Raw genomic sequence first — 13,804 nt, 5'->3', positions numbered from 1 at the left:
GCCGCCGATGCCGCCGAAAGCGCCCCGCCTCCTTCCGAGCAGGCCGCTCCCGCCGGCACGGCGGAGCCCGCCGCTGCGGAAGCGCCAGCGAATGCTGCTCCGGCCGCGGTAACCTCCGCGCCGGAAGCTTCGGCCCCGACGGGGAGCAACGAGCCCGCCGGGGAACAGGGAGTGAAGGAGGCTCTGGCTCCGTCGGCGAAGGAAGCGCTCGGGCCCAAGACCGGGCTCTACTTCGGAATCTTTGGAGGTGCCGCCTTCGGCATGAGTAATGGAGTCGGCGCGCTCGATTCGCCCCCGCTCTTCTCTGCCGGGGGACGCGCGGCGGTCGGGACGGCAGCGGTCGGGGGCATCCAGGTCGGCTATAACTTTCGGAGCATCGCGCTCGACTCTGCCAAGAGTTACTGGTTGCAGCCCGCGGCCCAGTTCGAGGCGTTCTACCTGGGACAAGCGACGGAGAGCGGGAGTCTGACAGGAGGGGTGGCAGGAAAGCCCGGCATTTCTACCAACCAGTTCGGATCGAATCTCAACATGGGGCTGTTCCTCGTCGACGGGGTGGCGAAATTTGTGACTCCGATCGGGCTTGTCCCCTACATCGGCGGCGGAATCGGCGGTGCCTATCTGGCCTCGTCCGGAACGAGCTTCGTTGGTCCCAGCGGCGCGGATCTGCTCGCCACCGGCAGCTATGCCCAGGGAGCCTTTGCGGGCCAGGGGCTGGTCGGGCTTCAATACAATCTCAGCGAGCACTGGAGCCTCTTTGCCGAGTACAAGATCCTTTATATTAAGGAGACGCAGTTTTCCTACTTGATGACAAGCGGCAACACGATGCTGATCAAGTATCCCGAGTATTACAATATTGCGATCGCGGGGTTGCGTTTCAATTTTTAGCCTGCCTGCGAGATAAGCCGGCAAGGCGACCGACCAGGGTTCGAGGCGCGTTCGCGCGATCTTGGTTCTCTTTGTTGCTCCCTGCGGATCTCTCCTCCGGGTAGCCAGCGACTCCAAGAAAAGCAATCGGGAGACGTCCGAAGCTTGCCTCCGTCAGCCGTCGGAATCTTCTTCGTAGGTCACGCGGTAGAGAATTCCGTTGGCGTCATCGGCAAAAAGCAGGCTGCCATCCGGCAGGAAGAGAAGGCCGACGGGGCGACCCCACGTCGTGGGATGCTCCCTCTCGCTGAGGAAGCCGGTCAGGAAGTCTTCATAGAAACCTTGTGGGCGCTGGTCGTCGCCAAAGGGGACAAAGACGATCTTGTAGCCGGTCGGTTCGCTCCGATTCCAAGAGCCATGAAAAGCGACGAACGCGCCGTGAAGATAACGCTCCGGGAAGAGAGGCTTGCCCGAGGGAAAGGCCAACCCGAGCGGTGCCGAGTGCGATTGGAAGAGCACGTCCGGGGTGCGAGTGGTGTCGACGAGATTGGGCTTTTGAACGTGGTGGTGGATGAGAAGTCTCGGATCGAAGAAGTGAGGGGAGAGGTAGGCGTAGGGCCAACCATAGAACGCACCTTGCCGGACATGCGTGAAGTAGTCGGGCACGAGGTCGTCGCCGAGCCGGTCTCGTTCGTTGACGACGGTGTAGAGGACGCCGGTCTTGGGCTCGAAGGCCAGACCTACCGGGTTGCGGAGACCGGATGCGAAGGATTCGGCTTTCCCTTTTGACAGAGGAATTCGCACGATGGAAGCCCGCGGGGCGGGCTCCTCGTCGGCATTGCTGCGAGAGCCGATGGTAACGTAGAGCCAGCGAGCGTCCGGAGAGAGCGCCAGGGTGCGGGTCCAATGTCCTCCGCCCGGCAACGAAGCGATCCGCTCGCCTTTGCCTCCGAGGCGGCGCTGACCCCGCTGATAGGAAAAGCTGAGGATCGAATCGGTGTTCGCAACGAAAAAGCGACCTTCGGAAAAGACCATGCCAAAAGGGAGATGGAGTCCATTTTCCGGGGTAGCGAAAACCGAGCCGCGTTCCGCGCTGCCATCCTCTCGCAGCCCTTCGAACAAGCGGATCCGGCCGGCGGAGGACTCGACGACGAGGATCCCTCCTTCGGGAGTGAGTGCCAGCCATCTCGGCTCCTCCAGATCGCGCGCAAATACGGATATCTGGAAGCCCGCAGGCAGGCGGAGAGAAGGGCGCCCAGGAGGAGGAACGACCGGGGGCTCGTAGCTGACGCTCGGCGTGGCGAAGGGCTTGGGAAGATCGGTGAGGTGAATCGCAATCGGCGTCGGCGTGAAAGGCTCCGAAAAGATTTGTCCGGCCCAGGTGCGGAGGAACGCTCCCGTCGCAAGCCAAGCGGCCAGGATGAAGCGGGACGCCGTACTCCAGGAGTGAAAACGCCTCTTCATCACGAGATCGATTCTCCGGGAGGGGAGCGGGCGGCCCAGTCTCATCGGTGCGACGAGTAGGTGCCCATTAACGCAGCCTCGTCAACCACATGTCCTGCCATTGCCTTTTCCAACTCCTTACGGCCTGTGCCGGTGGGCAAGGTGAGCAGAGTGTCCAGGGCAAACAGTCGAAAGAAGTAGCGGTGGACCCCACTGGGGGGTGCCGGCCCGTCGTAGCCGTCATCTCCGAACTGGTTGCGGCCCTTGCAGGCTTCCGGCGGCAACTTGCCGGGAAGGAGCTTTGCGGTAGCCGGCGGAAGATTCCAGACAACCCAGTGAACGAAGGTGCCACTAGGGGCGTCAGGATCATCCATGATCAGGGCCAGCGAGCGCGCACGGGCAGGCACTTCGGAGAAGAGAAGCTCCGGATTCCGGTTGGCGTAGTGATAACCGCACTCGCGAGGCAAGGGCTGGCCATTGGAAAAGGAAGGAGAGAGGATTTTCATGGCGGAGGTACAGAACGGAGCGAAACAGAGCAGTGAAGAGAGGGCGATGAGGCGCCGAGAGGACATCGCGCGAGCAATCTTGAAGCAAAAGGATCGGGAAGGCAATGGGCGACCATGCGAACGAGAATCCGTCCTCGGCGGAGAAGCAGCAGATTGATTCTTGCGCTCCTCCCATCCGGTAAGATAGTCTGCCATCCTTCGGCCGAAGGAACCAGATGCGGTCCGCTGCCATAGCAGTTCTTCTCCTGAGTCTTGCCTGCTCTCCTGCTCTTTTAGCGGGGGTCCTCCAGACCTCGAAAGGGCTGCGGCTTTCGATCCTCCACCAGTCCCCATCGGATGGCCCCAAAACGGCGTCCGCCGATCAGGCCCTGGCCCGCGATGGAGGGAAGGATAAACACAAACCCGCGGACATAGCCAAAGTGGCTGCCCCGAAGGGGAGGGTAAAGGTTCGATCCGTGGCAGGGAGCCGATGGAAAAAAGGCGATCGGCGCCAAACCGAGACCGATTCCGTAACCTCTCGCAAGTAATTCTCTTCAAGTCCTTATCCAAACGGCCGACTTCGATCCCGTCGCGGCTGTTTCTAGAGCGGGATTTGACTCAAAATCGCTAGCGCGATCTTTGTCGTAATTCCCGTTTGCCTTCTTCCCGGCCCCCGCGCACAATGCCCTAGAGGGAGCAGATGAGAAAGTTGGCAGCAGCGGCACTTGCCTTCCTGATCGTTATCCCGGCGTCTTTTGCCTCGGCGCACGTGATGAATACCACGAAGGGAGTTCGGCTTACGATTCTGCCCGTGATGGGGGCCAAGCGGGAAGAAGAGCCGATTCCGAAGGGCAAGGTGCGGGTTTCGCCGGTGGCGGTCAACAAGGCCACGCCTTCACGTCAAATCGCGCATGGCGCGAAGGACACCAAGACGCGGCAGACCTCGGTTCGGCACAAGTCACCTAAGCCGAGCGCGCGGAATAAGGGCTGATCAGATCCCGAATCTCCGAGATGCGATTGGCGGGAAAGCCGCCTTTCTGGGCATGCTCGCGAACCGCCTGTTCGTTGGGAGCAAGGTAGACGCAATAGATTTTATCGTCGGTGACGTAGCTGTGCAGCCACTGGATTTGGGGTCCCATCGCATCCAAAATCGAGCAAGACTTTGCCGAAATTCCGGCGAGTTCCCGAGGGGTGAGCTTACCGGCTCCAGGAATCTCTCGTTCGATGAGATAGCGTGGCATACTTTTCAGTCCTCCGGCTTAGTCCTCTGACAAGGTTTGTCTTTACCCCCTTGACAAGGGGGTTCGACGGTTGAGCATAGGTTACTTCGCCCTTGCCTAGCAAGCGCTTTGTTCAAAACACGCCCAAGGGCAAGGGAGGCTCTTCCTTCCTGTTCAATCGGGCGTCTCGGCCGGCTGGTTCTTTCCCGCGCGATCCCGTCGAAAATCGCATCTCTTCTGGCACGCTGATTGCTTTCAATTGATCCGCAGGAGGAAAGCGGATGATCGATTCGGGGTGGGGAGGATGGAAAGGAGGAAAACATACCTTTGCCGTGGCGCAGGGGAAGCCATCTCTCTCATCGGGCGAGAGCCGGTCATTCCGTGGATTCGCTTCCGAACTTCCCCCCATCCGTGAAATCAGACCAGCGAATGCGGGTGCGGTCCGGGGACCGAGATCACGTTGGCCAAAGCGTAGCTGCCACAAGCAAAGGAGAATCAGAATGGTTGTAAATCGATTGGAACGTTGGTTGCGCATGCTCGTTGTCTGTCTGGCTGCGGGCGCTTTTCTCCAGTCCGAAGCAAAAGCAACGATGGTCACCAGAGAATGCAATGCGCTCGGTCTGCAGTGCTTGGGGGGGACGCTCTTTTTGGCAGCGGACGAACCCAGTGTCGACAAGCGGGTTGCCGGGCTGGAAGCCTATATCCTGAACGGGGATCCTTCCGGAAGCAAAGTGAGCGGTGTCGCGGGACCGGGCCACAACGCCTGGTTAATGACCTCCTCGGCGTTGGTGCTTTTCATGACCCTTCCCGGTCTTGCACTCTTCTACGGCGGCCTTGTGCGCTCGCGCAACGTCCTCTCGGTTCTCGCCCAGTGCCTTGGCATCGCCGGGCTCGTTACGATTCTCTGGTGGGCCGTAGGTTACAGCCTCGTGTTCGGCACGAATTTCGGCACAGGGCCTCTGGGGCCGTTTTTGGGTGGCACCGACTTCTTTTTCCTCAAGGGAGTGGACGCTGCTCCGAACACATCCTACGCATTTTGGGTTTCGCAGAGCGTCTACTGCATGTTCCAGCTCATGTTTGCCATCATCACTCCGGCTCTGATTCTCGGCGCGATTGCGGAAAGGATGAATTACGGTGCCCTGCTGCTCTTCATCGGCCTCTGGATGCTCTGTGTCTATTTTCCACTCGCGCACATGGTCTGGGGGGCTACGGGGCTCATGAACGGGGTCTTTAACCCAGCGGCTCGAATCCCGGCGATCGATTTTGCGGGAGGGACCGTAGTTCATATGTCGTCCGGCTGGTCGGGCTTGATCCTCTGTCTTTTGCTCGGTAGAAGGATCGGGTACGGCAAGGAGCCGATCCTGCCGCATAGCATGGTCCTTTGCATGGTCGGGGCGGCAATGCTCTGGATCGGTTGGTACGGTTTCAACGCGGGAAGCGCTGGGGCGGCAGATGGAATCGCGGCCAATGCGTTTACCACGACGACACTGGCGACCGCCGTCGCCTCCTTTGTCTGGGGGATGCTCGAATACGCCCTGAAAGGAAAGCCAAGTGTGCTGGGGTATAGCACGGGTGCCGTTGCAGGCTTGGTCTGCATTACGCCAGCTTGTGGATTCGTCGATTCGACGGGAGCCGTTCTCATTGGGGTCTTGGCGGCGGTTGTCCCCTACTGGGCATGCTCCAAGCTGAAGAAGACCTTGGGGTATGATGATGCACTCGACGCCTTTGGCGTGCACGGGGTGGGGGGGACGCTGGGAGCGCTGCTGACAGGTGTATTCGCCACGGCGAAGGTCAACGGAAATCTGAGCAACGAGGCGGTGGCAGGAAAGAACGGGCTGGCCGCCCTGGTGAGCCACCATACGCTCTACTGGGCGCAGCTCGAGGCCATCGCCATCACGATCGGGCTGGCGGTCGGCATGACCGTGGTCTTGGCCTCGCTGGTCCGCCTCTTCGTCACCTTACGCGTGCCGGCCGAGGTGGAAACTCAGGGGCTGGACACGGCTCAGCATGGAGAAGAAGGCTACGCCGTGTAGCCCAATTCGCCAGAGCATGTCGGAGGAAAGGCCGCTGGTCGAACCCGGCGGCCTTTCCCTTTGTGTACGCCGGCCATAAGATCGAACTTGTCGAAGGAAGGCCTTTAGCGTAATACAGGCGTATATATTTTCAACCCTGAAGCGCGTGGAATCGTTGCGAAAGAGATTGACGGGATCGGGGGGGAGTCGGCTCAATTGTACAATAAATTGTGGTTGGTCTGACCACGCGCACAATATCTAGAACCACAGGAGAGGGCCATGATTTCGCTGGAAGATGCTCGACAGTTGGAGTTGGCCGGCATAGAGCCGCTGTCTGCCAGGACATTTACGGTTCAGAAGCGGAATGGGATGGTTGCTGCGTTCGAACCGAAGCGGATCTCCTGGGCGGTGGAACGTGCCTTTCGAGCTGAGCACGGGGTGCCTCCGGAACAGGCCGTTGCGGAAGAACTGAAGTCGGCGGTCGTGGAGGTCACGCGGGCAGTGGTGGGGCGCGCTGTCAACGCAGCAGTTGCCGGAGAGGCACTCGAAGTCGAGCGGATTCAAGACTGGGTGGAAACCGCTCTCATGGAAGAGGGATACCACTCGGTGGCCCGCCGCTACATCCTTTACCGGGCGGAGCGACGCCGGGCTCGGACTTTGCGGGCAGCGACGCAATCGGTAGCATCCCCGTTGTCTTTCGTCCTTCGATGCGGGGAGCGGGTTCCTTTGGATCCGGAAGGGCTTGGGCGGGAACTCGAGGAGGCCTGCCGGGGTCTCGAGGAGAGGTGCTCATGGAAGCGATTGGCTGAAGAGACCCTGCGGAGCCTCTATGATGGGGTCAGCGAGGATGAAATCGACCAGGCGATGATTCTCGCCGCCCGTTCGCGGGTGGAGGAGGAGCCCGCATACACCTATGTCGCAGCGCGGATTCTTCTGGCAAAGCTCTATCGGGAGACACTGCCCGAGATGCGTGGTCGAGAGGAGCTCCAGGCTGTACATCGGAACTTCTTCCCGATTTCCATTCGACACGGGGTGGATGTCGGCCGGCTCTCGCCCGAGCTGCTGAGCTACGATCTCGAAAGATTGGCAGGATCCCTCCGAATGGAGAGGGATCGCGACTTCACGTACATGGGGCTTCAGACCGTCTACGATCGTTATCTGCTTCATCACGAGGAGAGAAGAATCGAAACGCCTCAATATTTTTGGATGCGTGTGGCGATGGGATTAGCGCTGGCGGAGAGAGAGAACCGCGAGGCTCATGCGATCGAGTTTTATGAACGGCTCTCGTCCTTTTCGTTTCTCTCCTCGACACCGACTCTTTTTAATTCGGGAACCCTGCATCCTCAGCTCTCCTCCTGCTATCTGCTCACCGTTTCAGATGATCTTGACGGAATCTTCCAGGTGATCTCCGACAACGCTCGGCTTTCCAAGTGGGCCGGCGGCTTGGGAAACGACTGGACCAGCGTCCGGGCTACCGGCTCTTTGATCCGGGGGACGAACGGTCGGAGTCAAGGGGTCATCCCCTTTTTGAAAGTGGCGAATGACACCGCCGTTGCCGTCAACCAAGGGGGGAAGCGGAAAGGAGCCGTCTGCGCCTACCTGGAGACTTGGCACCTCGACATCGAGGATTTCCTGGAACTCCGCAGAAACACGGGAGACGAGCGGCGGCGGACTCCCGACATGAATACGGCCAACTGGATTCCCGACCTGTTTATGAAGCGGGTCATGGAAGGAGGAAATTGGACACTTTTCAGCCCGAGCGACGTGCCGGATCTCCACGATCTTTACGGTAAGGCGTTCGAGCGACGTTATTGCGAATACGAGGAGAAGGCGGACCGGGGGGAGATTCGGAATTTCCGGCGCGTGGCAGCATCGACCCTTTGGCGAAAGATGCTGACGATGCTTTTCGAGACCGGCCATCCCTGGATTACCTTCAAGGATCCATCCAATCTCCGGTCTCCTCAAGATCATGTCGGCGTCATTCACAACTCCAACCTCTGCACCGAAATCACGTTAAATACGTCTTCCGACGAGACTGCGGTCTGTAACTTGGGCTCCATTAATCTTGCCGCCCACGTGAAGGACGGAGCAATCGATGAGGAAGAGCTGGCGGAGACGATCCGGGTCGCTGTCCGCATGCTGGACAACGTGATTGATATTAATTTCTACCCGACGCCGGCGGCAAAAAACGCCAATCTGCGCCATCGTCCGGTCGGCCTCGGGCTGATGGGCTTCCAAGACGCGCTCTACCGTTTGAAGATATCCTACGCAAGCGCGGAGGCGGTGGAATTTGCGGACCGGACGATGGAGATCATCGCCTACCATGCGCTTCTTGCCTCGGCCGACCTGGCAAGAGAGCGAGGCGCCTACTCTACCTTCCCCGGTTCCAAATGGGATCGAGGTCTCTTACCGATCGACACGCTCTCCTTGCTGGAGGAGGAGCGCGGCGGGAATCTCGATGTGGACCGAACGATCCGGAAAGACTGGGAGGAGGTTCGAAAGGCGATTCGGAAGCACGGACTCCGGAACAGCAATCTGCTGGCCATTGCCCCTACCGCCACGATCTCGAACATCAGCGGGGTCTCCCCATCGATCGAACCGACCTACAAAAATCTGTTCGTAAAATCGAATCTGTCGGGCGACTTTACGACGATCAACAGCTACCTGGTAGAGGATTTGAGGCAGGCCGGCCTCTGGGATCAGGAGATGGTGGACGATCTCAAGTTCTACGACGGCTCGGTTTTTTCCATTGAACGGATTCCTCAGGAGATCAGGGAGCGATACCTCAGCGCTTTCGAGGTCGATCCGAGGTGGCTGATCGAGTCTGCGAGTCGAAGACAGAAGTGGATCGACATGGCGCAATCGCTCAATCTCTATCTTGCGGAACCGAATGGGAAGAAGCTCTCCGATATGTATTTCTTGGCTTGGCGGAAGGGGCTCAAAACGACCTACTACTTGCGAGCCGTGGCGGCAACTTCCGTCGAGAAATCGACCTTGGATATCAACGCGAGAGGCCTGCAGCCACGCTGGATGAAAAGCGTCAGTCCCTCCTCCCGTGTGCACGTCGATCGGCCGGAGGAGCAGAATGGACGGAGCTGCTCTCTGGACAACCCGGAATGCGAGAGCTGCCAGTGACCGGCGAGCAAAGCGGGCGCGGGCGGCAGCGTCAAGTCGAGGGAACGCGCAACGGGACTCCTCGTCGATTTGTAAGCTGCAGGAGAACGCTTGTGAGAAACGCAGGCTAAATCCACAGAGAAAAACAGAGCAAAGGAGAGACCATGTCTTGTTGTAACAGCTCGGAGACCGGATTCCAACGCCACGACCTCACCAAGAGGATCAACGCGGAAGACAAGCGGCTGATCAACTGCCGGACCGTGGACGTGAATCAGCTTATGCCCTTGAAGTATAAGTGGGCATGGGAACATTACCTCAACGGGTGCGCGAACAACTGGCTTCCCTCCGAAGTTCCGATGCAAAGAGATATCGAGCTTTGGAAATCCGACACCCTGAGCCCCGGAGAGCGCCGGGTCATTCTGAGGAATCTCGGATTCTTTGCCACCGGGGAGAGTCTTGTTGGCAACAATATCGTGCTTGCGATCTTTAAGCACATCACGAATCCCGAGGCTCGACAATACCTCTTGCGCCAGGCTTTCGAGGAAGCGGTGCATACGCATGCCTTTTTGTACATCGTCGAGAGCTTGGGTCTTGATGAGCGTGAAGTATTCAACATGTATCATGAGGTCAACTCGATCCGGAGCAAGGATGCCTTTGAGATGACCTTGACTGCGGATATTCTTCGAGAAGGATTCACGACGGAGACAGAGGCCGGCATTCAACAGTTTCTCAAAAATCTGGTCGGCTTCTATGTCATCATGGAGGGGATCTTCTTCTACAGCGGTTTCGTTATGATCCTCTCGTTCCACCGACAGAATCGGATGACCGGAATCGGCGAGCAGTTTCAGTACATTCTTCGGGACGAGACGATCCATTTGAACTTTGGCATCGACCTGATCAACGGCATCAAGGAGGAGAACCCCGGCGCTTGGACACCGGCGTTTCAAGAGGAGATCAGCGCAATGATCGCAGAGGCCGTGGAGATGGAATTCCTCTATGCGCAGGACTGCTTGCCGAAGGGAATTCTCGGATTGAACGCAGATGTTTTTCGGGATTACGTTCAGTACGTGGGCGATCGGAGATTGGAGCGGATCGGCTTGAAAGCGCGGTACGGATCGCGCAATCCTTTTCCTTGGATGAGCGAAACCATGGATCTCCTGAAGGAGAAGAACTTCTTCGAGACGCGCGTGACCGAATACCAGCACGGGGCGCTTCTTCAGTGGTAGGCTAATGCACCGCTTTCGCTACCAAGGGGAGGCCCTTTTTGTCGAAGAGACCGATGCCGCCGGCTTGGCCGAAAGGTATGGAACCCCGTTGTATGTCTATTCGGCCGGCACGATCGTCGATCATTACGAACGGCTGCTCTCCTCTCTTCGAGCGTTGAACCCGCTGATCTGCTATGCGGTAAAAGCAAATTCCAACTTGGCTCTGCTTCGCCTGCTTGCCTCCCGTGGCTCCGGCTTCGATCTGGTGAGCGGCGGGGAGCTCTATCGAATTCTCCGTGCGGGCGGCGATCCTGCCCGATCGACGTTCGCCGGTGTGGGCAAGACGGCCCAGGAGATCAAGGAAGCCTTGGAAGCCGGCATTTACAGCTTCGTGGTGGAAAGCCGGGAGGAGTTGGAGGTCATCGACCGCGTGGCTGCTCGCTTGGGGAAACGAGCGCCGGTGGCTCTTCGCGTAAATCCCGATGTCGGCGCGAGAACCCACGCCAAGGTGAAGACGGGCGTGGCGGAGAGCAAGTTCGGCATCTCTCCGGAGGAGATCGAAGGTCTTTATCGGCAGCTTCCGCACTTCTCGCACGTGTCCCTGCGTGGCATTCAGTTCCATATCGGCTCGCAGATTCGTGACGTGGAGCCCTTCGAAGAAGCCGTCCGTCGAGTGATTCCTTTGGTCGAGATCGCGCGCGATCGGTTCGGCGCAGAGTTCTTCGACATTGGAGGTGGGCTGGGGATCGCCTATGAAGAGGCTTTACAGAGCGGTGACCCCGGCTGGTGGGAGAGCAAGGCTCAATGGGCGACGCCAGCGCACTATGCAGAGCGGCTGCTTCCCTTGCTCGGGCCGCTCAAGCTTCGCATTATCGTGGAGCCGGGACGGCTGCTCGTCGGAAATGCGGGAATTCTTCTTACAAGGGTCCTCTATCGGAAGAATCGACCGCAGAAGAAATTTGTGATCGTCGACGCGGGGATGAACGATCTCGTCCGGCCGGCCCTTTATGGATCGTTTCATCAAATCGTGCCTGTTGCCCGCCGAAGCGGGGAATGGGTGGAAGCGGACGTCGTCGGTCCCGTCTGTGAGTCGGGCGACTGCTTCGCCGCCTCGCGGCGGATGGCTCCGGTAGAATCGGGAGATTTGCTGGCGATTTTCAGTACCGGCGCCTATGGCTTCTCGATGGCCTCTCAGTATAACTCACGACCGAGACCTGCCGAGGTCCTGGTCGACGGGGCGAATCACCGCCTCATCCGCCTTCGGGAGAGCTATGAGGATCTGGTGCGGGGAGAAGGGATCGACGAAGGAGAAATTGCTCCCGGGCTCTCGGGAAGAGCCGACGGAGCGAGCGGCCAAGCGGGAGAGAACGAGAGTTTAACACGAGACCAAGCGGGTCGGAAGGAGAAGCCATGAGTTGGCGGATCGATGGCCGAAAGGCCGCTATTGTTGTTGTGGACGTTCAAGAACGGCTGGCCGCAGCCGTGGCCGGTGCCGGGGCGATTCTTTCGAAGATCGACCGTCTTCTGGAAATCGGAAGACTCTTTTCGCTTCCGGTTCATTTCACAGAACTGGCTCCGCAGAAACTTGGACCCATTTCTTCATCGCTTCTCCGTAGTGCCGGAGATGAGGCGGGACGGTATGCCCGAAATTCCCTCTCGGCGGGAGCGGTGTTGCCCAAAGAACTGCCACAGTATCTGCTCATCGCGGGAATGGAGACCCATGCAGCCGTTCGGCAGACGGTCTATGATCTTCGGGAGAGGGGGCGTGCGGTTTATCTGTTGGCCGACGCCGTTGGCTCCCGCAACGCCGTCGATCATGAAGTCGCTTTAGAGGAGATGCGGCAAGACCGCATCGTGGTAACGACCGTGGAAGCGGCGGCTTGCGAACTAGGGGCGGAAGCGGCGGAGCCGATCTTGGATCAACTGCTTCCTCCTTTATCTTAGCGTGTCTCAGACGTTCAGGCTAGGGCTTGTGCGGTCTTCGCGCGTTTCCCAGCCTGTTCCTCGGAGGAAGCCGCCTTCTCTCTCAACGCTTCGTGGGGCGGGTTGATCGAAATCACACGCAGGATGGGACTCAGCAAAATCCGGTCCTGTGCCTCGTGGATGCGCGCTTTCCGGAGAATCGTTTTTACTGCTGCGGGCACGATCTCGACCGGGAGGATCAGTTCGATCTTCGTTCGAGGCAAGAACTCCGGGAGATAGTCATTACCGAAATAGCGTTCCGCCCCCGCCGTCGCCTTTTCCAATCCCTTCACGCGGCTGATCAGGGCATGGTGTATGCCGCGGCTGGCCAGCGCTTCACGGAGGTCGCCGAGACAAAAACGCGGAATGACCGCTTCGACTTTCTGGAAAAGTCCGAAGGAAAGGACCGGGTCCGGTGCCGCAAGCTGATCCCGCATGCTTCCTTCAAACAAGCAGCTTGTGTGCCACCTTCGAGGATCGAAAAAGAGCCGGCTTGGCCGGATCGTCGACTTGCGGCGCCGACCGTTTTGCGGCAGACTATTGGCATTGGAGTTGGTCTGTATGATTACCTATCTTTACGAAACAGTTCCTACTGAAAAGGGCGATGAGCCGAAGGTCTACGAGATCCGGCAGCCGATGGGGGCACCGGCTCTCACCCATCATCCCGAAAATGGAGAGCCGCTGCGCCGCATCATCTCGGCAGGCGTCGGGATTCAGACGGCTCGAAAGGGAGTTTCAGCCCCTCCGCCCAGCTCGTGTGGTTGCGGACATGGCGGCTGCGGCTGCCACGGATGAGGGACGTCGGCCCGCTTTTAGCGGGTCGGCCCGTCTGCAAATTCGATGGAAGCGGAGAGGTTGACGCTGCTCGAGAGCGATGCGGTGATCAGGCACCGCTCCTCCGCTTGATGCAAGAGATGCTCGGCCTTTTGGGGGTTGGCTCCTTTGGGCAGCTTCAGGGTAGGGCGCAAAAAGAAGCGCGTAAAGCGTCGCTTCCCATCGGCCATTTCGAGGGTGGCTTCGGTCGGGCAGACGATCTCGATCCACGGCAAGTGAGAGAGTTCGGCAAGAGTGTCAAAAGTGAGGATGAAGCAGCTCGCCACTGAAGCTACCAGCAGATCCTCAGGAGACCAGACGTTGCCGGGTCCGCCGAACTGAGCCGGAGCTGTCACAGCCAAGGACGGAAGATTCGCCGCCTCGACCGACAGATTGCCGGTAGGGCCTCCCCGCGCGACCACGTCGTAGCGGTGGGGAAGAGGGTGCATGAGAAACCGACTACCTCATCCCTGTGACGATTACAAGCTGGATCCGTTGCCTCGCTGATTCACGGTCAGCGGCTTTTTTTATGAACGGATAAGCGATTCTGCGTCAGGGAGGGAAAGAATGGCTAGACACGAAGATTGCGGCCTGCGAGCTTCGATTGCCAGTTCTCTTGAACGCGCTCAACGATCGGGACCAGTGGGATTAGATGGAGCGCCGTACAGCGGGTGGAGCGGCTCAAG

13 protein-coding genes are annotated in these 13,804 nt (G+C 59.0%); 8 read left to right on the top strand and 5 right to left on the bottom strand.

The features are described from left to right. Nucleotides 1–885 (top strand): outer membrane beta-barrel protein (locus tag MAMT_RS02615; protein ID WP_142659387.1); only part of this gene is annotated, 885 nt, incomplete at its 5' end. A gap of 153 nt (nt 886–1,038) precedes the next feature. Here the strand turns inward: MAMT_RS02615 and MAMT_RS02610 are convergent. Both MAMT_RS02610 and MAMT_RS02605 read right to left on the bottom strand, forming a co-directional pair. Beyond that, nucleotides 1,039–2,373, bottom strand: a complete 1,335-nt coding sequence (locus MAMT_RS02610; RefSeq protein ID WP_142659386.1) for a PQQ-dependent sugar dehydrogenase — start codon at nt 2,371–2,373, stop codon at nt 1,039–1,041. After that, a complete protein-coding gene (locus MAMT_RS02605) occupies nt 2,370–2,813 on the bottom strand; it encodes a YbhB/YbcL family Raf kinase inhibitor-like protein (RefSeq protein WP_142659385.1) in 444 nt (147 codons plus the stop codon). The genes MAMT_RS02610 and MAMT_RS02605 overlap by 4 nt, the downstream gene beginning before the upstream one ends. A gap of 679 nt (nt 2,814–3,492) precedes the next feature. Here MAMT_RS02605 and MAMT_RS02600 point away from each other — a divergent pair. Next, nucleotides 3,493–3,783, top strand: a complete 291-nt coding sequence (locus tag MAMT_RS02600) for a hypothetical protein (protein ID WP_142659384.1) — start codon at nt 3,493–3,495, stop codon at nt 3,781–3,783. Here the strand turns inward: MAMT_RS02600 and MAMT_RS02595 are convergent. Beyond that, the gene (locus MAMT_RS02595) at nt 3,755–4,033 is read right to left on the bottom strand and encodes a DUF4242 domain-containing protein (protein ID WP_142659383.1); all 279 of its coding nucleotides are present in this window, start codon (nt 4,031–4,033) and stop codon (nt 3,755–3,757) included. The genes MAMT_RS02600 and MAMT_RS02595 overlap by 29 nt on opposite strands. Before the next feature lie 479 nt (nt 4,034–4,512). On the opposite strand from MAMT_RS02595, the gene MAMT_RS02590 reads away from it, so the two are divergent. From MAMT_RS02590 to MAMT_RS02570, 5 genes are all read left to right on the top strand, one after another. Next, nucleotides 4,513–6,045 carry an ammonium transporter gene (locus MAMT_RS02590; RefSeq protein ID WP_142659382.1) on the top strand — a complete coding sequence of 511 codons (1,533 nt, stop codon included), beginning with the start codon at nt 4,513–4,515 and terminating at the stop codon, nt 6,043–6,045. 258 nt (nt 6,046–6,303) lie between these two features. Continuing rightward, the gene (locus tag MAMT_RS02585) at nt 6,304–9,159 is read left to right on the top strand and encodes a ribonucleoside-diphosphate reductase subunit alpha (protein ID WP_178086870.1); all 2,856 of its coding nucleotides are present in this window, start codon (nt 6,304–6,306) and stop codon (nt 9,157–9,159) included. 143 nt (nt 9,160–9,302) lie between these two features. Next, nucleotides 9,303–10,364: a ribonucleotide-diphosphate reductase subunit beta gene (locus MAMT_RS02580; protein ID WP_142659381.1), complete on the top strand. Its 1,062-nt coding sequence runs from the start codon at nt 9,303–9,305 to the stop codon at nt 10,362–10,364. Between the two features lie 4 nt (nt 10,365–10,368). Continuing rightward, nucleotides 10,369–11,757 (top strand): diaminopimelate decarboxylase, encoded by a 1,389-nt coding sequence (lysA, locus tag MAMT_RS02575; RefSeq protein ID WP_142659380.1) that lies wholly within the window; start codon nt 10,369–10,371, stop codon nt 11,755–11,757. Further along, nucleotides 11,754–12,287, top strand: coding sequence for an isochorismatase family protein (locus MAMT_RS02570; RefSeq protein WP_142659379.1), 534 nt, complete (start codon nt 11,754–11,756; stop codon nt 12,285–12,287). The genes lysA and MAMT_RS02570 overlap by 4 nt, the downstream gene beginning before the upstream one ends. Before the next feature lie 14 nt (nt 12,288–12,301). Here the strand turns inward: MAMT_RS02570 and MAMT_RS02565 are convergent, their stop codons facing one another. Next, on the bottom strand, nt 12,302–12,742 hold the full coding sequence (locus MAMT_RS02565; RefSeq protein ID WP_142659378.1) for a P-II family nitrogen regulator: 441 nt from the start codon (nt 12,740–12,742) through the stop codon (nt 12,302–12,304). A gap of 124 nt (nt 12,743–12,866) precedes the next feature. On the opposite strand from MAMT_RS02565, the gene MAMT_RS02560 reads away from it, so the two are divergent. Then, nucleotides 12,867–13,100: a zinc ribbon domain-containing protein gene (locus tag MAMT_RS02560; protein ID WP_142659377.1), complete on the top strand. Its 234-nt coding sequence runs from the start codon at nt 12,867–12,869 to the stop codon at nt 13,098–13,100. A 17-nt stretch (nt 13,101–13,117) separates the two neighbouring features. Here the strand turns inward: MAMT_RS02560 and MAMT_RS02555 are convergent, their stop codons facing one another. Next, a complete protein-coding gene (locus MAMT_RS02555) occupies nt 13,118–13,567 on the bottom strand; it encodes an OsmC family protein (protein ID WP_142659376.1) in 450 nt (149 codons plus the stop codon). Nucleotides 13,568–13,804 lie beyond the last annotated feature (237 nt).

Origin of the sequence: Methylacidimicrobium tartarophylax (assembly GCF_902143375.2) — a bacterium.
Lineage (GTDB): Bacteria > Verrucomicrobiota > Verrucomicrobiia > Methylacidiphilales > Methylacidiphilaceae > Methylacidimicrobium > Methylacidimicrobium tartarophylax.
Note: the sequence above shows the minus strand (reverse complement) of the source record. Positions and strands in the feature narration are given on the sequence as shown.

Coding starts and splice junctions, on each gene's coding strand:
- MAMT_RS02610 (WP_142659386.1), bottom strand. CDS start 2,373: ATGAGACTGGGCCGCCCGCTCCCCTCCCGGAGAATCGATCTCGTGATG.
- MAMT_RS02605 (WP_142659385.1), bottom strand. CDS start 2,813: ATGAAAATCCTCTCTCCTTCCTTTTCCAATGGCCAGCCCTTGCCTCGC.
- MAMT_RS02600 (WP_142659384.1), top strand. CDS start 3,493: ATGAGAAAGTTGGCAGCAGCGGCACTTGCCTTCCTGATCGTTATCCCG.
- MAMT_RS02595 (WP_142659383.1), bottom strand. CDS start 4,033: ATGCCACGCTATCTCATCGAACGAGAGATTCCTGGAGCCGGTAAGCTC.
- MAMT_RS02590 (WP_142659382.1), top strand. CDS start 4,513: ATGGTTGTAAATCGATTGGAACGTTGGTTGCGCATGCTCGTTGTCTGT.
- MAMT_RS02585 (WP_178086870.1), top strand. CDS start 6,304: ATGATTTCGCTGGAAGATGCTCGACAGTTGGAGTTGGCCGGCATAGAG.
- MAMT_RS02580 (WP_142659381.1), top strand. CDS start 9,303: ATGTCTTGTTGTAACAGCTCGGAGACCGGATTCCAACGCCACGACCTC.
- lysA (WP_142659380.1), top strand. CDS start 10,369: ATGCACCGCTTTCGCTACCAAGGGGAGGCCCTTTTTGTCGAAGAGACC.
- MAMT_RS02570 (WP_142659379.1), top strand. CDS start 11,754: ATGAGTTGGCGGATCGATGGCCGAAAGGCCGCTATTGTTGTTGTGGAC.
- MAMT_RS02565 (WP_142659378.1), bottom strand. CDS start 12,742: ATGCGGGATCAGCTTGCGGCACCGGACCCGGTCCTTTCCTTCGGACTT.
- MAMT_RS02560 (WP_142659377.1), top strand. CDS start 12,867: ATGATTACCTATCTTTACGAAACAGTTCCTACTGAAAAGGGCGATGAG.
- MAMT_RS02555 (WP_142659376.1), bottom strand. CDS start 13,567: ATGCACCCTCTTCCCCACCGCTACGACGTGGTCGCGCGGGGAGGCCCT.